Raw genomic sequence first — 23,185 nt, 5'->3', positions numbered from 1 at the left:
CTAGTCTTCGCCAAACATCATCTTGCGGAGGACATCATGAATATCATCTGGCTCGGCCACGGCAGCTGGCGCATCGAAATCGAGGATCAGGTCCTGCTGATCGACCCATGGGTGAACGGCAACCCGATGCTGCCCGAAGACAAGGTCGAAGAAGCGCTCAAGAGCGCGACCCATATCCTCGTCACCCACGGCCATTTCGACCACACCCAAGACGTGGTGGAGATCTCCAAATCGCGCGACCTGCCGGTCTCGGCGATCTACGAATTGGCCGCGCATCTGCAAAGCCTCGGGGCCAAACAAGGCCACGGCTGGAACAAGGGCGGCACGATCAAACTGGGCGGCGCTTCGGCCACATTGGTCCCCGCCTCCCATAGCTCATCGATGCAAACCGATGGGCAAGCGGCCTATATGGGCGCGGAATGCGGCATCATCCTCAAAGGCGACGGCCACACGATCTACCTGTCGGGCGACACCACGATCATGGCCGATATGGACTGGATCGCCGATTACCACAAACCCGACATCGGCATCCTGTCGGCGGGCGGCTATTACACGATGGATATGGAGGGCGCGGCCTATGCGGCCAAACGCTACTTCAACTTCAAAACCGTGATCCCCGGACATTACCGCACCTTCCCCGCGCTGGAGCAATCGGCCGAAAAACTCGCCGCCGCCCTGCCGGGTGTGCAGGTGATCGAACCCGAGGTGCTGCGCCCCATCTCCTTCTGACCTGCCTTTCGAACACCCGCAGGCCTCGCGCGGCGCGCTCTCAAATCACAAGCGCGCCGCCCCCCTTGCAGGTTCCAAAAATATCCGCGCCGCAGGCATCCGCGCGCGCCGCAATCGCTGCCGCCTCGGCCCGATCCCGCGCCTGCCGCCTCGGGGCAACCGTCCGCCCCGAACGCGCGGCGCTTACGGCCTGCGCATCTTCGCGAAAAACCCCTTGAGCAAATCTGCCGAGGCCGCCGCGTCGATGCCTTCGAAAACCTCGGGCACATGGTGGCATTGGGCATGGGAAAACACCCGCGCGCCCTGCTCGACGCCGCCACTTTTGAGGTCCGAGGCGCCATAATAAAGCCGCGCAATGCGGGCGGCAGAAATCGCTTGGGCACACATGGCGCAAGGCTCCAGCGTGACATAGAGCGCATAGCCCGACAACCTCTCGGACCCCAAAGCCGCACAGCCCGCGCGGATCGCCAGAACCTCGGCATGGGCGGTGGGATCGTGCAATTCGCGCGTCCGGTTGCCCGCCCGCGCCACTACGGCCCCATCGGGCGCGACCAAAACCGCGCCCACCGGCACCTCGCCGCGCGCCCCCGCCGCGCGCGCCTCTTGCAAAGCCGCCTGCATATGCGAATTCATCTTCATATCTCTTCTTGGCAAGCCATCACCGCTTTCGCAATGGCGCATTTTGCGTTAGGGCAAGGCAAAACGGCGCCCTCCCGCCTCCTCCTGCCTGTGAAAGCTGCCCCATGGCCGATACCCCCGACACACCCGACACCCCCAAAGGCGAACGCATCGCCAAAGTCATCGCCCGCGCGGGCGTTGCCTCGCGCCGCGAGGCCGAGCGGATGATCGAAATCGGGCAGGTGCGCGTCAATGGCGCGGTGATCGACAGCCCCGCCCTCAATGTCACACCGCGCGACCGCATCGAGGTGGACGGCGCCCCGCTCGCCCCGCCCGAACCCGCGCGGCTGTGGCTTTTTCATAAACCCACCGGCCTTGTGACCACGGATAGCGACGAGTTGGACCGCCCGACGATCTATCAATCCCTACCCGAGGATATGCCGCGGGTGATGAGCGTCGGGCGGCTCGATCTCAATTCCGAAGGGCTTTTGCTGCTCACCAATGACGGCGGGATCAAACGCCAGCTCGAGCTGCCCTCGACGGGATGGCTGCGCCGCTACCGCGTGCGCGTCAATGGCCGCCCGACCGAAGACACGTTTCGCCCCCTGCGCGCGGGGATCACGGCGGATGGCGAGCATTTCCAACCGATGAGCGTCAGCCTCGACCGCCAGCAAGGCGCGAATGCATGGCTCACGGTGGGGCTGCGCGAGGGCAAGAACCGCGAGATCCGCCGCGCCATGGAGGCGATCGGCCTGTCGGTGAACCGGCTGATCCGCATCTCTTACGGGCCGTTCCAATTGGGGGATCTCAAACCGGGGGCGGTCGAGGAAGTGCGCCGCAAGACCATGCGCGACCAACTGGGGCTGAGTATCGAAGAGATCGCCCCGCTTGAGGGCAAACCGCCCGCCCGCGCGGTGCGCCGAGGCGGCGCCAAAGGCGCGGGCAAACCGTCGGGGAAACCAGCGGGTAAATCCCCAAGCGCGGCGCAGGCCGGAGCGGCCGGATCGGGCGGCAAATCCGCAGGAGGCCGCTTTGCCAAAGCGGCGGGCCGCGGGCGCGCCGCGCGCGATGACGGGGACGCACCGTGGAGCACCGGACCTGCGGGCAAATCCGGCAAATCCGGCGGGCGCGGACCGCAAGGAAAATCCGCCCCTTCCAAGGGAAATGGGCCTAAAGAGGGCGGCTATAAAGGCGCGGGCGACAGGTCAGCGGGCGGAAAAGGACCGAGCGGCAAGGGACAGGCCGGCAAGGGACAGGCTGGCAAAACTCAGGCCGGCAAAGCACAGGGCGGCAAAACACAGGGCGGCGGCAGGTCCCAAGGCGGCCCGCGCGGCGCAAGCAGCGGGCGAGGTGCCCCCAAAGGGCGCGGCTGACGCGGTGGCGCGGCCTCGGATAGGGGCGCCGCTATGCCCCCACCCGTTTGACATGCCCGCGCTCTGCGCTATCCCTTTGCGGGTAACAACGACTTGATCCAAAAACAAAACCGATGACGGGGGACCTAATTGTGGCCGATCTTTTAACCATCGAAAACCTTGGCAATCTGGTGATGCTTTGCTTTTTGCAAGCGGTGCTGGGCTTTGACAACCTGCTCTATATTTCCATCGAATCGCAGCGCGCCCCCGTGGCGCAGCAGCGCGCGGTGCGGTTTTGGGGCATCATGCTCGCCGTCGCGCTTCGGGTGGTTTTGCTCTTTGTGATGATCCGGCTGATCGACACGATGGCCGAGCCCTTCTTTATCATGAACTGGACCGGCGTGTTGGAGGGCGGGGTCAATTTCGCCACCTGTGTCTTCTTGCTTGGCGGGGCTTTCATCATCTACACCGCCGTCAAGGAAATCTCGCATATGCTTTCGGTCGAACATCTTGATACGGATGTGAGCCACAAAAGCGGCAAATCGGCGGCCAAAGTGGTGGCGATGATCGTCCTCATGAACCTGATTTTCTCTTTTGACTCAGTGCTTTCGGCGCTGGCGATCACCAATGTCTTCCCGATCTTGGCGACTGCGATCCTTTTGTCGGGGCTGGCGATGATCCTGCTCGCCGACGGGGTGACAGCGTTTTTGCAAAAGAACCGCATGTATGAGGTTTTGGGCCTGTTTATCTTGCTCATCGTCGGCGTGGTGCTTTTGGGCGAATCCGGTCAGGCGGCGGCCCATGCGATGCATGACGAAAGCCTTGCGCTGCATTTCTTCGGCTATGAGGTGATCCCGATGTCGAAAACCACCTTCTATTTCTCGGTGGTGGTGTTGTTCGCGGTGGAGATCATCCAATCGGGCTATTCGCGCAAACTGGCGCGCGAACGTGCGTCCCATACGCATAGTCAAAGCCACTAACAGCCGTTTGGCATGCAAGGGGAAGAGGCGCGGATGTGGCGGATTTACGCGCATCTTCCCCCTAGCAAACCGCCCCCGCATCGCTTACCTTTTGGTTGAATTTCAACGGGTCGGGGGATCCTATGTCCGGAACGGGCCTGCAAAAACTCAGCTATATCCTGCTCATCGTGATGATCTTCTTCATCGCCATCACAGGGGGCGTGTAGCCCATGGCAGAGCGTTACGGCGGCAAATACAGCCCGGGCAACGGCGGTGATCCGGCCGCGCCCCAGCCGCCCGAGGCGGGCGGCTATCGCGGTGCCAAGCGCAGCCGCATCGGCGCGCGGATCAAGATGTTGTTTATCGCGCCCTTGCCCTTGATCGGATCGGCATTTGGCGACGGGCCGCAGGCCTTGGCGATGAACCTTGGCGCGCTGGGATTGCTTCTATTGGCCGCCTGGCTGACCCGCGAGGGGCTCAAGGCGCAAGAGGCCTATGAGGCGCGCCGCATCGCCCGCCGCCCCGCCTTTCCGCGCAAAATCGCCGGATCGCTTTTGACGGGGCTTGGGCTGGGGCTGGCCGGATATGCGGCGGGCGAAGGCATCGCGGGGCCGCTGATCTATGTCGTGATCGGCTCGGTACTGCATCTCATGGCTTTCGGGCCAGACCCTTTGAAAAACAAGGGGATGGAGGGCGTGGATGCCTTTCAATCAGACCGTGTGGCGCGCGCCGTGGGCGAGGCCGAAACCCATCTGCGCGCCATGCAGACCGCAATCTCCGATGTGCACGACCGCCAGTTGGAGACGCGCGTCGAGCGGTTTACCGCCACCGCCCGCACGATGTTTCGCACCCTTGAAAACGATCCCAGCGATCTGACCCAAGCGCGCAAATACCTGTCGGTCTATTTGCGCGGGGCGCGCGATGCGACGGTGAAATTTGCCGCGCTTTACGCCCATCGCCGCGATGCGGGGGCGCGCGCCGATTATGAGGCGCTGCTCGGCGATCTGGAGGCGAATTTCGCCGCACGCACCGATAAGATGCGCCAAGGCGACCGCGCCGATCTGACCGTTGAAATCGACGTTTTGCGCGACCGTCTGGCGCGCGAGGGGCTGCGCGTGCCGCTGCCGGACGCCGAGGCCGATACCACCGCGCGCTGAGCCGCGCTTGTAACCTGTCTTTGGACCTTGCAGGGGCCAAAGCATTGATCAAACTGGGGACGATTATGACCGAAACAACACGCGCCAAAGCCGAGGCCACATTGAAACAAGTCGAAGAGATCACCGCCGTGGTATTGCCCGAACCCAAAGATGCCAATGCCATCGTGCCGCTGGAGCAGGCCGATGCGCCCGTGAGCGGCGAAATCACCCGCCGCATGGCCGAGTTGGACATGAGCGACACCAATTCCATCGTTGCCTTCGGCTCTGCCGCGCAGGCCGAATTGCAAGAGATCAGCCAAGCCATGCTCGCCGATGTGCGCAACAAGGATGTCGGCCCTGCGGGCGACAGCTTGCGCAATATCGTCACCACCATTCGCGGGTTTTCGATTTCCGAACTGGACGTGCGGCGCGAACGCTCGTGGTGGGAAAAGCTGTTGGGCCGCGCCGCGCCTTTTGCCAAATTCACCGCGCGTTTCGAAGAGGTGCAAAGCCAGATCGACCGCGTGACCGACGATCTGCTCGGCCATGAGCACACGCTGCTCAAGGATATCAAATCGCTCGATCTGCTCTACGAGAAAACCCTCAATTTCTATGACGAACTGGCGCTTTATATCGCCGCGGGCGAGGCGAAATTGCGCGCCCTCGACGAGGTGGATATTCCCGCCAAAGAGGCCGCCGTTGCCGCCGCCCCCGAGGCCGATCAGGTCATGGCCGCGCAAGAGTTGCGTGATCTGCGCGCCGCGCGCGACGATCTGGAGCGCCGCGTGCATGATCTCAAACTGACGCGGCAGGTGACGATGCAATCGCTGCCCTCGATCCGTCTGGTGCAGGAAAACGACAAATCCTTGGTGACGAAAATCAACTCGACCCTCGTCAACACCGTGCCGCTTTGGGAGACGCAACTGGCCCAGGCCGTCACCATCCAGCGCAGCGCCGAAGCCGCCGCAGCGGTGCGCGACGCCAATGATCTGACCAACGAGCTGCTCACCGCCAATGCCAAGAACCTGCGCGAGAGCAACAAGATCGTGCGCGAGGAGATGGAGCGCGGCGTGTTCGATATCGAAGCGGTCAAGGCGGCCAATGCCGATCTGGTCGCGACCATCGAGGAAAGCCTCGCCATCGCCGACGAGGGCAAGGCGCGCCGCAAGGCCGCCGAGGTCGAGCTCAAGACCATGGAGGCGAATTTGCGCGACACGCTGGCCGCTGCCAAGGCCCGCAAGAGCGGCACCGGCGAGACCATCGCCACCGCCGTTCCCAAGACCTGAGCAGAAGGCGGCACGCGGCAGGTGACATATATCGGGACATCCACTATCGGGGCATCCACAGGCTTTGGCCGGCGCGCACGTTTGGGCGCGGCGGTTTTGGCCTGTCTGGCTCTGGGGGCTTGCGATCTGTTTGCCGCCAAACCCTCGGATATGGCGCCGCGCGCGCGTCCGGCCGGATTGGTCAAACCGCGCCCCGATCCGGCCCCCGAACCGCCAAGCGCCGCCTCGCGCGATCTGGCGCAATATTACGCCCGCGTGCAGGCCGACCTTGTGGCGCAGGGCTTGCTGCGCACCGATGGGGGCGGGCCGGATACGCCCTATACCTCCGATATGTTGATCCGCAATTTCGAGCGCATCGCCTTTTACGACGAATATGCCCCCGAGGCGGGGCTGAAGGCCTCGACAGGGGCGGCCAAGGCGCTGCGCCGGTGGAACGGGCCGGTGCGCATCAGCACCGAATTCGGCGCCTCGGTCGGCCCCGAAATGCGCAAAGAGGCCAGCGGCGAGGTTGCCGCCTATGCGGCGCGTCTGGCGCGGCTGACCGGTCATGCGATCGAAGCAAACGCGCGCAAGCCGAATTTTCAGGTCTTTTTCCTCAGCGAGGACGACCGCGCCGCCGCCTTGCCGAAAATCCGCGCGCTGGTGCCCTCGATCTCGCCCGCCTCGATGCAGGTTCTGCGCGATCTGGAGCGGCCGATCCATTGCCTTGTCATCGCCTTTTCCGATGATCAATCCGCCGACAGCTATAACCACGCCATCGCGATCATCCGCGCCGAACATCCCGACATCCTGCGCCGCGCCTGTATCCACGAGGAGCTGGCCCAAGGGCTGGGCCTTGGCAATGACAGCCCCGCCGCGCGCCCGTCGATTTTCAATGATGACGACGAATTTGCCTATCTGACCAGCCATGACGAAAAGCTGCTCCAACTGCTCTATGATCCGCGGCTCAAAACCGGCATGCGTGTCGAAGAGGCGCGCCCGATCCTGCGTATTTTGGGCCGCGAAGTGATGGGGGACGCGTTATGAGCGCGCCAACGCCCAGCAACGGCGCGCGCGACAGCGCCGCCAAAACACCCGATAGAACAGCGGATAAAACACCGCCCAAAGAGCCCGATGAGACGCCCGCACAGACCTTGGCGCAGCCGGTGACCCTGCCCTGCGGCGCGGTGATCGCCAACCGCATCGCCAAATCGGCCACCTCCGAAGGATTGGCCGCCGGATCGAACCACGCCAATGGCTATCACGCGGCGCTTTACGCACGCTGGGGCGCGAGCGGCGCGGGGATGATCATCACCGGCAATGTCATGGTGGACCGCGCGCATCTGGAGCGCGGCGGCAATATCGCCATCGAGGGCGCGCAGGAGGACGCGGCGCAGGCCGCTTTGGCGCAGATGGCCGAGGCCGCCAATAGCGGCGGTGCCCATGTGATCATGCAACTCAACCACGCGGGCCGACAGACCCCCGCCGCCATCAACCCCGCGCCCAAATCCGCCTCACCCGTGCCCTTGGCCGTCGGCGGCAAGATGTTTGCCCGCCCCGAGGCCATGGAGGCCGAAGAGATCGAGGATGTGATCGAAGCGTTTGTCCACGCCGCTTTGGTGGCGCGCGGCGCGGGGTTTGACGGGGTGCAAATCCATGCCGCCCACGGCTATCTGGTCTCGCAATTTCTCTCGCCGCTGTCGAACCGGCGCTCGGACGCATGGGGCGGCGGGTTGATGGGGCGCGCGCGGCTGCTGATGGAGCTGGTCCGGCGGGTGCGCTCGGCCTGCGGGGTGCGGTTCATCGTCGGGGTGAAACTCAACTCGGCCGATTTCCAGCGCGGCGGGTTTTCCGAAGACGACAGCGCGCAGGTCGGCGCATGGCTCGAAGGCGCAGGAGCCGATTTCATCGAACTGTCGGGCGGCAATTACGAACAGCCGCGGATGATGGATATCGACCGGATCGACCCTCTGGCCGCCACGCCCAAACGCGAAAGCACCAAGGCGCGCGAGGCCTATTTCCTCGATTTCGTCCCGCGCCTGCGCAAGGTCACGCATTTGCCGATCATGGTCACCGGAGGGTTTGAAACCGCCGCCGCGATGCAGGCCGCCGTCAAGGAAGAAGACATTGATTTCATCGGTCTGGCGCGGCCCATGCTCACCGATCCCGATGCGCCTTTGGGCCTGCTCAGCGGCGAGACCGCGGCCCTGCCGCCGCGCCCCAAGCTGCAACTGGGCCGCGGGTTTTTCGGGCCGCTCTCGGCCTATAGCCCGATCCGCGATGCCAATGCCGCCGCCGCCCAAGCGTGGTATTTCGAACAGATTTACGCGCTGGCCTCGGGCGAGCCGCCGCGGCGCGATCTCAAGCCTTGGAAGGCGCTTCTGGCCTACCTGAAAACCGAAAAAAAATCCGTGCAGGCGCTTGCTGCGCGTCCGCGCGATTTGTAACCGAAAGGAGCCATTCTTATGGGCATTCTCGATTTTCTCACCGGCGAATTCATCGACGTCATCCATTGGACCGACGACAGCCGCGATACGATGGTCTGGCGGTTCGAGCGCGAGGACCACGAGATCAAATATGGCGCCAAGCTGACGGTGCGCGAAGGACAGGCGGCGGTCTTTGTCCATGAGGGGCAATTGGCCGATGTCTTCACGCCGGGGCTCTATATGCTCGAGACCAACAATATGCCGGTTCTCACGACGTTGAACCACTGGGATCACGGTTTTAAATCTCCTTTTAAATCAGAGATTTACTATATCAACACGACGCGGTTTAACGACCTTAAATGGGGCACAAAAAACCCGATCATCTGCCGCGATCCGGAATTCGGCCCCGTGCGGCTGCGCGCCTTTGGCACCTATTCGATCCGCGTCAGCGATCCGGCGCGTTTCCTGACCGAGATTGTCGGCACCGACGGCGAGTTTACCATGGATGAAATCTCGTTCCAGATCCGCAATGTGATCGTGCAGGAATTCAGCCGCGTGATCGCCTCCTCGGGGATTCCGGTTCTGGATATGGCGGCCAATACCGCCGATCTGGGCAAGCTGGTGGCGGCACAGATTTCCGAAACCATCGCCGCCTACGGATTGTCGATGCCCGAGCTTTACATCGAAAATATCTCGCTGCCCGAAGCGGTCGAAGCGGCGCTGGACAAGCGCACCTCGATGGGGTTGGCCGGTGATCTGGGCCGCTTCACCCAATATAGCGCCGCCGAGGCGATGACCGCAGCGGCCGCCAATCCCAATGGCGGCGGCGGGATGGGTGCGGGGCTTGGCATGGGGATGGGCATGGCGATGGCCACGCAGATGGGCAATGCGGGGCCTTGGGGTCCGCGCCCCGCCGCCGCGCCCGCCCCCGCGCCGCAAGCCGCAGCGCCCGCCGCGCCCCCGCCGCCGCCCGCCGAACATGTGTGGCATATCGCCGAAGCGGGCGTCACCAAAGGCCCCTATTCCAAAGCCGCCATGGGCCGGATGGCCGCCGATGGCAGTTTGAGCCGCGAGACCTATGTGTGGACCGCCGGTCAGGACGGGTGGAAACATGCGGGCGATGTGATGGAACTGGCGCAGCTTTTCACCGTTCTGCCCCCGCCCCCGCCGCCCGCCGCCTGAGCGCGCCGCTGCCGCCCGTTTTTCTAAGGCCCGATTTTGGACCGTTTGTGATGCCTGACATGCCCGAAATACAGCGCGGCCATGATGTGCCGCCCGCCCCCGACGCGGCCGAGACCCGCGCCGAGGCGCTGGCGCTGGCCTTGATGGGCGCGGGCGCGATGGCGCAAGAGATGCTTTCGCCCGATGCCACGTGGCAATGCGGCGATGCGCCCGTCATGGTCGGGCGCGGCGCAATTCTGGCGGCGCTCGGCGCGCTGCGCCCGCCGCGCAAAATCTACATCGAACAGGTGGTGACCCAAGGCAAGGCGGGCACGGTTTCGGGGCGGCTGGTCACCGATACGGGGGGCGCGCGGCTGTTTTGCCATGTGATCCGCTACACCAGCGCCGCCGCGCAGCAGATCGCGCAGATCGTCAGCTTTGACCATGGCGTAAAGGCGGGCTGATCCATGAGCACCTCCCGCAAGGCAGGCCAGAGCAGCGGCCAGAACGACGGCGGGCATAGCCCGCAAGAGCACCGTTTTCCCTGCCCGCAATGCGGCGCCGATTACCGCTTCGATCCGGCGGCGGCGCAGCTTGTGTGCGATTTTTGCGGCCATCACGAGCCGATGGACATTGCCCAAGCCCCCGCCCGCGCCGCCGCCATCACCGAGATGGATTTTCGCGCCGCGCTCGATGGCGCCCTGCCCGAGGCCGAAGCCCAAGACATCCGCACGCTGCACTGCCCCAATTGCGCCGCGCAGATCGAGCTTGGCGCGGGCGAGCATGCCACCGAATGCCCGTTTTGCGCCACCCCCGTGGTCACCGACACCGGCGCGCAGCGGCAAATCAAACCGCGCGCGGTTTTGCCCTTTGCGCTTGACGAGCGCGCCGCGCGCAGCGCGATGGGTGATTGGCTCGGGCGGCTATGGTTCGCGCCCTCGGGCTTGAAAAAATACGCCCGTAAGGGGCGCAAGATGCAAGGCATCTATGTGCCCTATTGGACCTTTGACGCCGATACGGCCTCGCGCTATCGCGGCGAGCGCGGCACCGTCTATTACGAGACCCATAGCGTCATGCGCGACGGCAAGCGCCAGAAGGTGCAGGTGGCCAAGGTCCGCTGGACCCCCAAATCAGGACGCGTGGCGCGGTTTTTCGATGATGTTCTGGTGCTGGCCGCGACCGCCCTGCCCAAACGGTTCACCGATGCGCTCGAGCCGTGGGATTTGAGCGCGCTGGTGCCCTATGCGCCCGAATATCTCGCCGGATTTCGCGCCCAAGCCTATAGCGTGCCGCTCGAGGAGGGATATGCCGAGGCGCGCGCCATCATGGACCGCGCCATCGCCCGCGACGTGCGGTTCGACATCGGCGGCGACCGCCAGCGCATCCATGACATCGACACAAGCGTGCGTGACGTAACGTTCAAACATATTCTGCTGCCTGTCTGGATGGCGGCCTATAAATATCGGGGCAAGACCTATCGTTTCGTGGTCAACGGCCGCACCGGCAAGGTGCAAGGCGCGCGGCCCTATAGCGCGTGGAAAATCGCCGTTGCGGTGGTTGCGGGGCTGATCCTCGCGGCGGCCATCGGCTATGTCGCCGCGATACAGCAGTAACCAAGACAAGGAAAAGACCCGCCCATGATGAGTGATATCCCCGAGGCCTCCATCGTTTTGCGCGGGCTTTTGCATGATCGCTACAGTTGCCGCGCCTTTCGCCCCGATCCGGTACCGCGCGCGGTGATCGAGGATCTGCTGCGCATGGCGGGGCGCGCGCCCTCGTGGTGCAACGCCCAACCGTGGGAGGTGATCGTCACCGCCGCCCCCGCCACCGAGGCCTTTCGCGCGCGGATGATGAAAGCGGTGCTCGAAGAAAGCGGCAGTTCCGATTTCGAATTTCCCTCGGGCTATTCGGGCGCGCGCCAAGAGCGGCGGCGCACCTGCGGCTGGCAGCTATACGAGGCGGTCGGCGTCAAAAAGGGCGACCGCGCCGGATCGGCGATGCAGATGCTCGAAAACTTCCGCCTGTTCGGCGCGCCCCATGTGGCGATCGTCACCTCGGCGCGCGAGCTTGGCCCTTACGGCGCGATGGATTGCGGCGGCTTTGTCACCGCCTTTACCTTGGCCGCTGCCGCCGCCGGATTGGGCAGCATCGCACAGGCCGCCATCGCCGGTTATTCCGATCAGGTGCGCGCCCATTTCGACATTCCCGATGACCGCGTCATCGCCTGTGCCATCTCGTTCGGCTATGCCGATGAGGACCACCCCGCCAACGGCTTTCGCACCGAGCGCGCCGCGCTCGGCGAAGTGCTCGACTGGCGCGAGGAGTAGGCGGTGCGCGCGCTGGTGCAACGGGTGGGCCGCGCCGCCGTCCATATCGAGGGCGATGTGGCGGGCGAGATTGGCGAGGGGCTGTTGATCTTGATCTGCGCCATGGCGGGGGATGCGCCCGAGGCCCCTGCGAAAATGGCGGCGAAAATCGCCAAGCTGCGGATATTCAAGGATGAGGCGGGCAAGATGAACCGCGCCCTGCGCGACACGGGCGGCGGCGCGCTGATCGTGTCGCAATTCACGCTGGCGGGGGATACCTCGCGCGGCAACCGCCCAGGATTTTCCGCCGCCGCCCCGCCCGCCGAGGGCGAGGCCGCCTATAAGGCCTTCATTGCCGCCATGCGCGCCGAGGGCATTAGGGTGCAAACGGGGCGGTTTGGCGCGGATATGCAGGTCAGCCTCGTCAATGACGGGCCGGTGACGCTTTGGGTCGAGGTCTAGGTCTGGGGTCTAGGTCTGGGCCGACCCGAGCAGGGGCGCGGCGCGCGCGTTAACTCTTTTTGACGAATTGGGTGAGGATCACGATGCGCTGGCCCTCGACGCGGCCCTCAATATGGTCCGCGTTATCGGCCACAAGGGAAATGCCGCGCACGGCGGTGCCGCGTTTGGCGGTAAATCCCGCGCCTTTGACCGGCAGGTCTTTGATCAACACCACCGTATCGCCCGCCGCCAGAACCGCGCCGTTGCTGTCGCGGTGAAGAGCCTGTTCGGCCTGCGCCTCGGCCTGTGCATCGGCCATGCCCGCCTGCGCCCAGTCCGCCTCTTCGTCGCTCAGATAGGCGATATCGAGCAGATCATTGGCCCAAGGCCTGCGCAGCGCATGCAGCATCCGCCATGCGGTGACCTTGACCGCAGGCACCTCGCTCCAGATCGCCTCGTGCAGGCATTGCCACTGCGGCCCGTCGGTGATCGCCCCCTGCGCGGCCTCGGCGCAGGTGCCGCACAGCGCCAGCGTGTCGTCACGCGGCGCGACAACATGAGGGCTTGCCCCCTCGTTCGAGCAAATCTGGCAATTGGTCATGGCGCATCCCTCATGGCGTGATCTGCGCCCTTATGCGGGCGCGCCGCGCCCCTGCCAACCGCAAAACGCGCCCGCATGGGGGCAGGCGCAGGCGCACCGACGCAATACCGACGTGATACCGACGCGATACAGACAGCGGTTTTCGCCGCATAGGCGCCGCGCAAAATGAAGCGCGCCCCCCGATAAATCGAGGAGCGCGCGACCGAGGTTACTCGCACTGGAAAATCACCGGCCCTAAGGCTCGCGGAAGGCTTCTTTGGATTTATAAAGCGGCTTGAGAAGATATTGCAGGACGGTTTTCTCGCCGGTGTGCAGCTCGACCGTCGCCTGCATCCCGGGGCGAATTTCGACCCGCGCCTGACGCTCGGTGAGCGCCTCCATATCGACCTTGAGCGTGACTTTATAATGGGCGTCCTTGTCGGCCTCACGGGCGCGCTCGTCCTTGAACGTATCGGCTGAAATTACGTCAACCTTACCCTTGAGCGTGCCGAAAATCGTGTAATCATAAGCAGATAGCTTGATGGTCGCCTCTTGGCCATGGCGGATGTTGGCGATGTCCTTGGGCGCAACGCGCGCCTCGACAAACAGCTCCTCGCCCAAGGGGATGATCTGCAAAATCTCCTCGCCGGGTCGCACCACGCCGCCAATGGTGGTCACCGACAGCCCGTTGACAATGCCGCGCATCGGGCTGCGCAACACGGTGCGCGACAGCTGGTCTTGCGAGCCTTTGAGGTTTTGTTTGAGCGTCGCCAGTTCCTTGAGCGTCTCGGAATATTCCTGCGCGCGGTCCAATTCGGCCTGCGTGACGATCTCGTCATAGCGGATTTTGGCATCGGCATAGGTCTTGCGCGCGCGGGTAACCTCAATCAATGAAACGATTTTTCGCGCCAGCATGTTTTCGAGAAGCGATTTTTCCTTGGCCGCCTGATCGAGCACACGCTGCGCCCCTTCGCGGCGGCTGACAAAATCCGACTGGCGCGCCTGCAACAGCGCGCGCTCGGAGGCAACAATGTCCGGCGAGCGGGTCATCAGCACCTGCGGCACGGCGAAATCGAACTGCCCGCCAAGCTCGGCCTCAAGGCGCAAACGGCGGATGTCATGGGCGTTGATCTGGTCTTGCAAATCATCCACCGACGAGCGGAATTGCATCCCGTGCAGCCGCGCCAAAACATCGCCACGTTCGACCACGTCGCCTTCTTTTACCAATAATTCCGCGAGGATACCGCCTTCGAGGTTCTGGATGATCTGCGGGCGCGAGGAGGAAATGATCTCGCCATCCGAACGCACGATCTCGTCCACCCACGCAAAGGCGGCCCATGCGATAAAGAGGAACACCGTGAGCACCGAAAGCCAGATGACGGCGCTCGGCCCGCGCAATTCGCGCTGCATCTGCGCGCCGAGGTTTGTGGTGGCTGTGGCCATGGCGTTAGGCTCCCTTTACCTGCGGTTGGCGGTTCAGATGGGCCAGAACCTCGTCGCGCGGCCCGTCCACCGTCAAACGCCCGCCCTGCATGATCAAGGTCCGCTCGGTCAGCTTCAAAATCGGTACGCGGTGCGTCGCAATGATCGCCGTGCGCCCTTGCAGCCAATCGTCGAGACGGCTGACCAATGTGTTCTCCAACGTCTGGTCCAGCGCCGCCGTCGGCTCGTCGAGCAGGCAGATTTTCGGATCCTGAAGCCACAAACGCGCCCAGCCGATGGATTGGCGTTGCCCCACCGACAGCCCCTGCCCGCCGTCACGAATTTCCAGATCAAGCCCCTTGTGATGGGCCTGAACAAAGGGTCCAAGTCCAGAAAAATCAAGAGCTTGCATCAGGCGCGCATCGTCGCGCTCCATCATCGTCAGGTTCAGGTTTTCGCGCAATGTGCCGGAGAAGAGCCGCACGTCCTGCCCCAGATAGCCGATGCCGCGGCGCAAATCGCGCGGGGCGATCTGGCTCATGCCGGTGCCGTCCAAAAGGATGCGCCCCTCGCTCGGCTCGTACAGGCCGCTCATCAGTTTGAGAAGGGTCGATTTGCCCGATCCGTTGGCCCCCAAAATCGCCAGATGCTCGCCGGATTTGATCTTGAGCCGCGGCACGTCCAGATCGACACCGCCCTCGGCATCATAGCGGAAATTAACCTTGCGCAGCTCGTAATTCCCGCGCAGCGCCTCGCGGCGCAGATAGCTGCGGCCCTCTTCTTCGTCCTGCTCGGCCAAGGCAATCGTATCAAGCCCGTCGAGCGCCGCTTTGACATTGCCCCAGCGCGCCATCGTGCCCGACAATTGCGTCAGCGGCCCGAGGGTGCGGCCAGTCAGAATACCCACCGCGATGATCGAACCGACGGTCAATTGCCCTGCAAAAACAAGGTAGGTGCCAAGGATCACGGCGCTGACATAGGTGGCTTGCTGCACCCCTTGGCTCCAGAAACTGAGCGCCGCCGCGATCTTGCGCTGCTCGGAGGATTTCACCGCCGAGAGCGTGGTGAGTTCGGCCCAAAGGCGGCGGAAACGGTCTTCGCCGCGCTGGGTTTTGACCGTGTCCAGCTCGAACACCGCCTCATGCAACAGGCGCGAGGATTTGGCGCTGGCGCCTTGGGTCTCGACCGTCAGGCGCAGCATTTTCTTTTGCAAAAAGAACCCTGGCAGGACCATCAAGATTCCGCCCGCGATCAAGACCCAAACCACTGGTCCGGCGATGGAGGCCACAAGGGCGAGAAAGACGAAAATAAAGGGAATATCGGCCAAAGTGCCGATGGTGGAGGCGGTGAAAAATTCGCGCACGGACCCGAATTCGCGCATAGAGGAGAACAGCTGCGAGGGCGATTTGCCCGCCTGCTCCGACCGCATCCCCAAAATGCGCTCCATCAATATGCCTTGCACCGATAGCTCGATCTGCCGCCCTGCCCCGTCCATCAACCGCGCGCGGGCGATTTTCATCGAGGCTTCCATCAACAGGGCGATCCCCGCGCCAGCGGCCAGCACCCAAAGCGTGGCCTGCGATTGATGCGGGATCACGCGGTCATAGACCTGCAAGGAGAACAGCGCCACCGCCACGGCCAGAAGGTTCGCCACCAGCGAGCCAAGGGCGATCTCGGCGAAGTAGCGGCGAAAGCGGCCGAACTGGCTCCAGAACCAATGGCCGCTGTCGCCCTTGGGGCTATGGGCGCGGGCCAATTGTTCCAATGGCGCCTCCGCATGCAGCAAGGTGCCCGAGAAAAACTCTTTGAATTCAGAGAGATCCACATGGGCGCGTTTGTCGGTGCAGGTGGCGTCATAGACGATCATCTCGCCGCCGCGCTGGCGCAGCACGAGCACGATTTGCCCGTTGGTCATCGCCGCCATGGCGGGCCACAGGTCCGGCGTGACCTCGGCGGCGGAGGCGATTTCGGCCACAAGCCCCGCGCTTTGCAAGGTGCGGGCGAGCGCGCGCAGCGGCTCGGCTTCGCGGGCGGCAGTCAACACATCGCGCAGATCACCGGCGGGTGCTTCGGCCCCCAAAAGCCCCGCATAGACCGAGGCCATTTCGGCGCGGGTGCGGATTTGTTCGGGGCTCATTTGCACGCTGGGCGCTTTGGGCGCGCCGTCCAAGGCCGCCACGGGGGTCATGGCGGCGCGGGGGGCGGATTTGCCCATGCTCGGCACGAAACGCGCGACCATATCGGGCAAGGCATTGGCGGCGCGCAGGGCCTCGGCGGCGGCGCCCAAATGCACCACGGCGGCGGAGGGTTTGCGCGCGGGCTGTGCTGGCGCGGGGGCGCTGGCGGGCGCTGGCGCGGGGGCGGCGCTTTGCGGTTTGGGCGAGGAGACCTTGAACACCGGCGCTTTGGTTTTTGGCGCTTGGGATTTCGGCGCTTGGGTCTCGGCCGCGGGCGCTGACACGGGGCTGGGTGCGGGCGCAGGCGTCTTCGCGGTTTGGGTTGCGGCTGGCGCGGCGGAGGGCTGGGCAACGGCTGCGGGGCGCGCCTGTTGCAAGCCCTTGCGGGCGCGGTGCAAGACACGGGCCGCGCCGGACTTCACATCAGGCATCGCCGCCCCCGCGCTCAGGGCCGCGCTGCGCAGGGCGGCTTGCATTTGCGCCGCGCGGCTGGGCTTGGGCGCGCCATTGGCGACGGGATTTTCTTGCAATTGCGGCGCGCGCGGCTGAGGTTTGGGCGACAAAACCCGCACGGTTTTGGCAGGCGCGGCGACGGCAGATTGGGGAGCTTTGGGCTTGGGCGTGGCAAAGGGTTCAGGCTTGCGCTCAGCAAAAATATCGGGCGCGGGCAGATGCGACATCGCACCAGATTTGGCGCGGTCCTGCTGTGCGGACGCCGCCGCGGGTTTGGCCACGGGTTTGACGGTCTTGCCGCCCTTAGTGACCGAAAAGGCGATAGGCGTCTTGCTCAAATCTCTTCCCCATTTGCCAAAAGGCCGAGTTCCTTGGCGATCTCAAGCCGCGTCAACGCGGCCTTATATTTCAAGCCCACTTGGTTTTTTTGTTGTGCGGCAAAGGTTTCATAGACGCCGACGACATCCATCACCTGTCTTTGACCCGCTTGGTATTGCTCTTGGAAGAGATCCAGATTGGCCTTGGCCTGCGCCGTCATCGCGGCGGCCTCGGCGGCTTGGCGGTCTTGGGCGGCGAGACGTTGTTCAAGCGCGCGCAGGCTGCGGTTGGCATCTTCATTGGCCTGCGCCACGCGGCGCTCTGCGGCTTCTTTTTCGGCGGCAATCGCCTTGAGCGTCGCGCCCGTGCCAAGGCCAAGCAGGTTGTCGGAGCCGACCGAGATGCTGGGCTTGACGCCCGAGCCGCCGCTGCCCGCCGTGGCGGTCAACTTGGCGCCAGGCAAATGGCCCGCGCGCGAGATTTTCGCCGAGGCGATGGCGCGTTCTTTTTCGGCTTCGGCCTTGAGCACCGAAAGCGGTTTTGCATCCTTGGCGGTGACATTGACCCGCGACAGTCCCTCAAGCCCGCCAAGCGGGCGCGCCGACATGGCGTTCAGCTCGGCCAGCGCCGCATCGACGCTTTCGGCGGCGGCGCTATGGTCGCTTTGGATTTGCGACAGCTTCTGGCGCAGGATGTTGAGATCGGACATATCCGAGACGCCGCCATTGACGCGCTCGTTCATGATCCATTCGAAATGCTTCATATCATCATAGATGCGCGAGGCGAGCGCGGCTGTAGCGCGGCCTTCTTCGGCGGCGATATAGAGCGACAGCGCCTCATAGACCCGATCATTGGTATCGATCGACAGGTTGGCGGCGGCGACCTCGACATCGGCTTTGGCAAAATCGCGCTCGGCTTTTTTGCGGCCATTGTCAAAGAGCACCTGCTCGACCAACAGACCCGCAACAACCGCCCCGAGGGAAGAGAGCGAGATGTTGGGGCCGATAGAGGGAAGCCAGTTTTTCGATTGCGCCTCTGCGCGCAGGCGGGCCGAGCGCAGCTCTGCCTCGGCGCTGCGCGAGGAGGCCGCCATCACATTGGCCGCGACCTGATCATAGCTGCTGCCCGAGGGCAGCGCCGAGCGCCGTGCCTGCAAGGCGGAAATCACTGCGCTGTTGGCGCTTTCCTTCTCGCGTGCGGTCATTTTGGGTTTGTGGGTGGCCATCATGGTGGCCGTCCCGTTTGCCTCGCCGTCCTGCATCACGCAGCCGGAGAGTAAAAATGCGAAAAGCGCACCGCTAACGGTGCTTTTCAATGCCCTATGCCTCATCAATCGCCCCTGTTCCGGTGCTTGTATTGATTGTTTTAAAGAGGCGCGGTCGTTGCCGCGCCCCTGCTACTCGTCACTTTAGATGACGACGGTAATATCGTCGTCGATAATCAAAACCCCGTTCTCGCCGAGGGTATAAACCGTATGGCTTTCGCCATCGATGTCTTGGGTCTGGCCGGTGTTGACCGCGCCGTTGATGGTGACCGTATCGTCGGTGCCGCCTTTGATCACAACCGCGTCGGAGTTCGACGACAGGTTCAAAAGCTGCGCTTCGGAGAGGGTGACTTGGCTGTCTTCGGCGAATTGCAGATCGATGGTTTCGATCTGGTAATCACCAAGGTTGCCAGAGCTCAGATCGACAATCGAGGTCGACGGATCGTCCACCGCAAGGAAGGTGCCGGTCTGGTTGCCCGCCGCATCTTCGGTGGTCAGCACGAGGTGCGATCCATCGGGCACGGTGGTGTCGAAGGCATAGGTGGTCTCGCCCAAGGCGGGGATATCATAGGAGGTCGATCCGACCTCGGCGATATTGCCCGCATCGTCGATATGGGCGATCGATACGCTGTCATCGGTGCTCTCGATCGAAATCGCGCGCAGGCCGGTGTGATCGCGGGTGTAGCTGGCCACATCCGCCGCACCGGGAAGGTCGGTGTCGATATGCAGGTTTTCGACCAGTTCGCTGGTGTTGCCCGCCGCATCCGTGGCGCGCACCGTATAGGCCGCATCATAGGTGCCCGAGGCGATATCGGTCGCCGGAATGGTCAAGGACCATGCGCCCGAGGCCGACACCTGTGCGTTGTAGGTTTTGCCGCCGAACTCGATCTCGACGGTGGAGCCTTGCTCGACCTGACCGCCAAGGGCAAAGCCATTGCGCGCCTCGGCCGCGTTCACCGTGCCATCGCCGGAGGTGACGTCTTGCGCGTTGGTGAGCGTATTGACCAAAGTGTCGACCTCGACCGTATCGGTCGCGGTGGCGGTATTGCCTGCCGCATCGGTAACGCTGACGGTGATGTCGGCGGTGTATTCGCCCGCCGGAATGTCGCCCGATTGGAAATGCGCGGTCCAGTTGCCCTGCGCGTCGACGGTGGCGCTGCGGGTGACGGTGCCGATGGTGACGTTGACAATCGAACCCGCTTCGACCGTGCCTTCGACATCAAAGCCAGCGGCGGCCTCTTCGGCATTGATCACGCCCTCGCCCGCAATCGGCGCCAGCGAGATGGTCAGATTATCGACGGCCGTATCGACATGGACCGTATCGGTGACCGAGCGGCTGTTGCCAGCGGCATCGGTGGTCGATGCGGTGATGGTGGCGTCATAGGTGCCTTGGGGGATTTCGCTATTGGCAAAGAGCGAGGACCATGTGCCATCGGCGCCGGTGACGACCGAATGGGTCACGCCGCCCAGCGAGACTTGCACAACATTGCCCGCATCCGAGGTGCCCATGATGGTCACGCCATCGGCCGCCTCGTTGAAGTTGATCACATCGTCGGCTTCGATCGGCAGGCTGCTCAGCGCCAAAGACCCCGCATCGGTATCCACGCGCACCGTGTCGGTGGTGGTGGCGACGTTGCCCGCCGCATCGGTGGCGGTGGCGGTCATCGTGGTGGTGTATTCACCGCTGCCCAATTGCGCCGCCGAGAAGGTCGCGGTCCATGTGCCGTCCGAGGCGACAACCGCATCGACGCTTTGCTGGCCCAGCTGGACAACAACGCTCGATCCCTGCTCGGTCACGCCGGTGAGAACAAGCCCCTGCGCGGCCTCTTCGGCGTTGATCACGCCATCCTCGCCGCCAGGGGTCGAGGTGATTTGGAAATCGCGCACCAATGTGTCGATCTCGATCTCGTTGGTGGCGCTGGAAGTATTGCCCGAGGTATCGACCGCCGTGGCGGTGATGGTGGTGCTATGCTCGCCCGACGGAAGGTCGGAGGCGGCAAATTGCACGGTCCAGTTGCCATAGGCATCGACAGTCGCGGGGCGGCTGACGCTGCCCAAAGTGATGGTCACGCTCGACCCCGGCTCGGTGGAGCCCGACAGGACCACACCATCGGCGGCCTCGGCGTGGTTGACCACATTGTCGCCCTCGACCGGTGTCGGCGCAAAGGCCACAAAGGCTTTGGTATCCACTTGCATGGTGCTGCTGGTGGTCGAAGTATTGCCTGCCGGATCGGTGGCCGTGGCGGTCATCGTGGCGGTATAGGCGCCTTCGGGCACTTCGGCGGCGGTAAAGGTGCTGCTCCATGTGCCGTTCGCGCCCGCGATGACAGTATGGACCGCCTCGCCAAAGCTCACCTCGACGCTCGCACCCGGTTGGGCCGTGCCGGTGAGGGTCACGCCGTTGGGCGCTTCGACCGCATTGAGCAGATCATCGCCGCCCGCAAGGCCGCCGTCGATGCTCACCGAGGTTTCGGTATCGATGGTCACGGTGCGCGTCGCCGAGGAGGTGTTGCCCGCCCCGTCTGTCGCCGTCACGGTCATATCGACATCATATTCGCCCGCCACGAAGCTGCCCGCAGGCAGGCTGAGCGTCCATGTGCCATCCGCCGCGACCTGCGCGGGGAAGGAGCTGCCGCCAAAGGAGACAACCACCGTCGATCCGGGCTGTGTTGTGCCCGAAACGGCTACGGCGCCCGCGGCTTCGCTCTCGTTGACGATATTGTCGCCGGCAATCGGCGCGCTGTCGAAGGAGACGCTCGATACCGTGTCCACATGCAAGCTGCCGGTGGAGGTAAAGCTGTTGCCCGCCGCATCCACGGTGGTCGCGGTGACCGAGGCGTCATATTCGCCCTCGGGCAAGGTCGAGGCATCAAAGGTTGCGCTCCATGTGCCGTCCTCGCCGGTGACGACCTGTTGCTCGACGCCTTCAAGCGTCACGGTGACCGTCACGCCCGGATTGGAGGTGCCGGTGACCTGAATGCCGTCATCCATTTCGGCAAGGTTGAGCGTGCCGTCACCCTCAAAGCCTTCGGTGTCGATGGTGACCGTATCGGGCAAAGTGTCGATGGTCAGCGTATCGGTGTAAGTGGCTGAATTCCCAAGAGCATCGGTCGCGACCACGGTCACATCCGCCTCATATTCGCCGCCTGCGATTTCATCGGCGGTGAAGATCACGCTCCATGTGCCATCCTCGCCCACGGTGGTGGTTTGCGATGCGCCATCCACGGTAATATCAAGGGTCGATCCCGCCTCGCCGGTGCCGCCGATCACGGTGCCCGCTTGGTGCTCTTCTGCATTGATGATCTCGCCGGTGGATGTGGTGCCGGTGGTGAACTCCAATGCGGGCGGCGTCATGTCGATCACAACAACCGGACCGCCAAGGTCGGTTTCGGTGCCATCCGGCTCGATCACGACAACGCCCACGTCATAGGTGCCATCCTCGGGGAAATCATCGCCCTCGAAGACCACACCCCATGTGCCATCGGAGCCGGAGGTCGTGGTGACCTCTTCCTCACCAATGGTAACAATCACTTCGGATCCAGGCTCTGCGGTGCCGGTAATCTCGATCGACGGGTCCTCGACACCGTCGCCGCCAATCGCGGGCAATTCGCCTTGCTGATCCACGGTCGGATCAATGCGCGCAGGCGCATCCGCGCCGCCATCGCCGCCGCCGATCACCGCCGCACCAACACCCGCAGCCGCAGCCGCCGCGCCGCCCCAAAGCGCCGGAGCACCCAGCAAGCCCGCGCCAAGCATCGACACATCATTGCCTTCCGGCCCGATCACCGTGCCCTCGTTGCCCGACAGGAAAATCAGATCATCGGAGGGGCTCCATTTGCCCCACATTTCGGTCGGACCGTATTGCGCATAAAAAACGCCATCCGCGCCCTGAACAAGGTCAACCTCGTTGAGGTAGCCGTCAGCGCTGATGAAGAGGCGCGCGGCAGGTTCGCCGCCCTCGCCAAAGTAATTTTCGAGAATGATGGTGCGGCCATCCGCCAATGTGATCTCGAGGTTCGAGCCCTCGCGCACATAGCCCTTCAAGTCCATCTGGCGGACGTTGAGAGAGATCTCCTTGTCGAGACCTGCATCAATCTTGGTGATGGAGCCGCGCTCCTGAACTTCACCACGCTGAACTGCGCCCATACCATCACGGACGACGAAATCGATCGCCTTCATAAATACCACCGCCACCTCTTTAACAACGTCTAGACTGCGTTGTTTTGTTTCCTTGCGCAAGAATTACCTTGTTTTCGCCACAATCGCTAGTGTCTTTTTTCCGATTCGCCGCAAAATGATGGAAACACGGGCAGATTTAGGAATCGGAGGCAGAACGCGTTAACTTTTTGCGACAAAGCTTACCTTGGGGAAATTACTTGGTTTTTCCGCGTGGCCGTGGGTTTCACACGATGGAGCGGCGCAAAATACCCGACAGGGTGCGACAAACCGCCGCAGTTGCACCTGCCGCTCCCCCTAGGGAAACCCAGATGATTTCGCCGATGTCAAGGCACCGTAGTGCTGCGGACTTGCGCAAGGGCAGAGCAAGGGGCAGTCTGGGCATAGGGAGCTATGATCTTG

18 protein-coding genes are annotated in these 23,185 nt (G+C 63.6%); 12 read left to right on the top strand and 6 right to left on the bottom strand.

Translation table 11 applies throughout. The annotated features are described in order from the left end of the window. Positions 1 to 36 precede the first annotated feature (36 nt). Complete coding sequence (locus tag ABWV64_RS11040; RefSeq protein WP_353345150.1) at positions 37 to 729, top strand: metal-dependent hydrolase; 693 nt, start codon at positions 37 to 39, stop codon at positions 727 to 729. Between the two features lie 183 nt (positions 730 to 912). Here the strand turns inward: ABWV64_RS11040 and ABWV64_RS11035 are convergent, their stop codons facing one another. Further along, a complete protein-coding gene (locus tag ABWV64_RS11035; RefSeq protein ID WP_353345147.1) occupies positions 913 to 1,368 on the bottom strand; it encodes a nucleoside deaminase in 456 nt (151 codons plus the stop codon). 104 nt (positions 1,369 to 1,472) lie between these two features. Between ABWV64_RS11035 and ABWV64_RS11030 the strand changes: the two genes are divergently transcribed. The 11 genes from ABWV64_RS11030 to dtd all read left to right on the top strand — a co-directional run bounded on the left by ABWV64_RS11030 (position 1,473) and on the right by dtd (position 12,414). Next, entirely contained in the window at positions 1,473 to 2,720 is a 1,248-nt protein-coding gene (locus tag ABWV64_RS11030) for a pseudouridine synthase (RefSeq protein WP_353345145.1), read from the top strand. Positions 2,721 to 2,851: 131 nt separating this feature from the next. Then, positions 2,852 to 3,679: a TerC family protein gene (locus tag ABWV64_RS11025; protein ID WP_353345143.1), complete on the top strand. Its 828-nt coding sequence runs from the start codon at positions 2,852 to 2,854 to the stop codon at positions 3,677 to 3,679. Positions 3,680 to 3,888: 209 nt separating this feature from the next. Then, the gene (locus tag ABWV64_RS11020; protein WP_353345141.1) at positions 3,889 to 4,815 is read left to right on the top strand and encodes a 5-bromo-4-chloroindolyl phosphate hydrolysis family protein; all 927 of its coding nucleotides are present in this window, start codon (positions 3,889 to 3,891) and stop codon (positions 4,813 to 4,815) included. Positions 4,816 to 4,880: 65 nt separating this feature from the next. Further along, positions 4,881 to 6,080, top strand: a complete 1,200-nt coding sequence (locus tag ABWV64_RS11015) for a toxic anion resistance protein (RefSeq protein ID WP_353345139.1) — start codon at positions 4,881 to 4,883, stop codon at positions 6,078 to 6,080. Between the two features lie 21 nt (positions 6,081 to 6,101). Continuing rightward, entirely contained in the window at positions 6,102 to 7,106 is a 1,005-nt protein-coding gene (locus tag ABWV64_RS11010) for a DUF2927 domain-containing protein (RefSeq protein ID WP_353345137.1), read from the top strand. Further along, positions 7,103 to 8,506 (top strand): NADH:flavin oxidoreductase/NADH oxidase family protein, encoded by a 1,404-nt coding sequence (locus ABWV64_RS11005; protein ID WP_353345135.1) that lies wholly within the window; start codon positions 7,103 to 7,105, stop codon positions 8,504 to 8,506. Before ABWV64_RS11010 ends, ABWV64_RS11005 begins: the two co-directional genes overlap by 4 nt. 18 nt (positions 8,507 to 8,524) lie before the next feature. Further along, a complete protein-coding gene (locus ABWV64_RS11000) occupies positions 8,525 to 9,667 on the top strand; it encodes an SPFH domain-containing protein (RefSeq protein WP_353345134.1) in 1,143 nt (380 codons plus the stop codon). A gap of 50 nt (positions 9,668 to 9,717) precedes the next feature. Beyond that, positions 9,718 to 10,110, top strand: coding sequence for a hypothetical protein (locus ABWV64_RS10995; protein WP_353345132.1), 393 nt, complete (start codon positions 9,718 to 9,720; stop codon positions 10,108 to 10,110). A 3-nt stretch (positions 10,111 to 10,113) separates the two neighbouring features. Further along, a complete protein-coding gene (locus tag ABWV64_RS10990) occupies positions 10,114 to 11,259 on the top strand; it encodes a TFIIB-type zinc ribbon-containing protein (RefSeq protein WP_353345130.1) in 1,146 nt (381 codons plus the stop codon). Positions 11,260 to 11,286: 27 nt separating this feature from the next. Further along, the gene (locus tag ABWV64_RS10985; RefSeq protein ID WP_353345931.1) at positions 11,287 to 11,973 is read left to right on the top strand and encodes a nitroreductase; all 687 of its coding nucleotides are present in this window, start codon (positions 11,287 to 11,289) and stop codon (positions 11,971 to 11,973) included. Between the two features lie 3 nt (positions 11,974 to 11,976). Next, on the top strand, positions 11,977 to 12,414 hold the full coding sequence (gene dtd / locus ABWV64_RS10980) for a D-aminoacyl-tRNA deacylase (protein WP_353345128.1): 438 nt from the start codon (positions 11,977 to 11,979) through the stop codon (positions 12,412 to 12,414). A gap of 49 nt (positions 12,415 to 12,463) precedes the next feature. On the opposite strand, the gene ABWV64_RS10975 is transcribed toward dtd, so the two are convergent. The 5 genes from ABWV64_RS10975 to ABWV64_RS10955 form a co-directional block, all read right to left on the bottom strand. Further along, positions 12,464 to 12,994, bottom strand: a complete 531-nt coding sequence (locus ABWV64_RS10975) for an alkylphosphonate utilization protein (protein ID WP_353345126.1) — start codon at positions 12,992 to 12,994, stop codon at positions 12,464 to 12,466. Positions 12,995 to 13,228: 234 nt separating this feature from the next. Next, positions 13,229 to 14,416: an HlyD family type I secretion periplasmic adaptor subunit gene (locus ABWV64_RS10970; RefSeq protein WP_353345124.1), complete on the bottom strand. Its 1,188-nt coding sequence runs from the start codon at positions 14,414 to 14,416 to the stop codon at positions 13,229 to 13,231. A 4-nt stretch (positions 14,417 to 14,420) separates the two neighbouring features. Next, complete coding sequence (locus tag ABWV64_RS10965) at positions 14,421 to 16,532, bottom strand: ATP-binding cassette domain-containing protein (RefSeq protein ID WP_353345929.1); 2,112 nt, start codon at positions 16,530 to 16,532, stop codon at positions 14,421 to 14,423. Between the two features lie 827 nt (positions 16,533 to 17,359). Then, positions 17,360 to 18,658 carry a TolC family protein gene (locus ABWV64_RS10960; protein ID WP_353345122.1) on the bottom strand — a complete coding sequence of 433 codons (1,299 nt, stop codon included), beginning with the start codon at positions 18,656 to 18,658 and terminating at the stop codon, positions 17,360 to 17,362. Between the two features lie 93 nt (positions 18,659 to 18,751). After that, positions 18,752 to 22,786, bottom strand: a complete 4,035-nt coding sequence (locus ABWV64_RS10955; RefSeq protein WP_353345927.1) for an Ig-like domain-containing protein — start codon at positions 22,784 to 22,786, stop codon at positions 18,752 to 18,754. Positions 22,787 to 23,185 lie beyond the last annotated feature (399 nt).

This window comes from Litorivita sp. NS0012-18, from assembly GCF_040371945.1.
GTDB lineage: Bacteria > Pseudomonadota > Alphaproteobacteria > Rhodobacterales > Rhodobacteraceae > Litorivita.
This window is presented reverse-complemented; position numbering and strand designations above follow the sequence as displayed.

Coding starts and splice junctions, on each gene's coding strand:
- ABWV64_RS11040 (WP_353345150.1), top strand. CDS start 37: ATGAATATCATCTGGCTCGGCCACGGCAGCTGGCGCATCGAAATCGAG.
- ABWV64_RS11035 (WP_353345147.1), bottom strand. CDS start 1,368: ATGAAGATGAATTCGCATATGCAGGCGGCTTTGCAAGAGGCGCGCGCG.
- ABWV64_RS11030 (WP_353345145.1), top strand. CDS start 1,473: ATGGCCGATACCCCCGACACACCCGACACCCCCAAAGGCGAACGCATC.
- ABWV64_RS11020 (WP_353345141.1), top strand. CDS start 3,889: ATGGCAGAGCGTTACGGCGGCAAATACAGCCCGGGCAACGGCGGTGAT.
- ABWV64_RS11015 (WP_353345139.1), top strand. CDS start 4,881: ATGACCGAAACAACACGCGCCAAAGCCGAGGCCACATTGAAACAAGTC.
- ABWV64_RS11005 (WP_353345135.1), top strand. CDS start 7,103: ATGAGCGCGCCAACGCCCAGCAACGGCGCGCGCGACAGCGCCGCCAAA.
- ABWV64_RS11000 (WP_353345134.1), top strand. CDS start 8,525: ATGGGCATTCTCGATTTTCTCACCGGCGAATTCATCGACGTCATCCAT.
- ABWV64_RS10995 (WP_353345132.1), top strand. CDS start 9,718: ATGCCTGACATGCCCGAAATACAGCGCGGCCATGATGTGCCGCCCGCC.
- ABWV64_RS10990 (WP_353345130.1), top strand. CDS start 10,114: ATGAGCACCTCCCGCAAGGCAGGCCAGAGCAGCGGCCAGAACGACGGC.
- ABWV64_RS10985 (WP_353345931.1), top strand. CDS start 11,287: ATGAGTGATATCCCCGAGGCCTCCATCGTTTTGCGCGGGCTTTTGCAT.
- ABWV64_RS10975 (WP_353345126.1), bottom strand. CDS start 12,994: ATGACCAATTGCCAGATTTGCTCGAACGAGGGGGCAAGCCCTCATGTT.
- ABWV64_RS10970 (WP_353345124.1), bottom strand. CDS start 14,416: ATGGCCACAGCCACCACAAACCTCGGCGCGCAGATGCAGCGCGAATTG.
- ABWV64_RS10965 (WP_353345929.1), bottom strand. CDS start 16,532: ATGAGCCCCGAACAAATCCGCACCCGCGCCGAAATGGCCTCGGTCTAT.
- ABWV64_RS10955 (WP_353345927.1), bottom strand. CDS start 22,786: ATGAAGGCGATCGATTTCGTCGTCCGTGATGGTATGGGCGCAGTTCAG.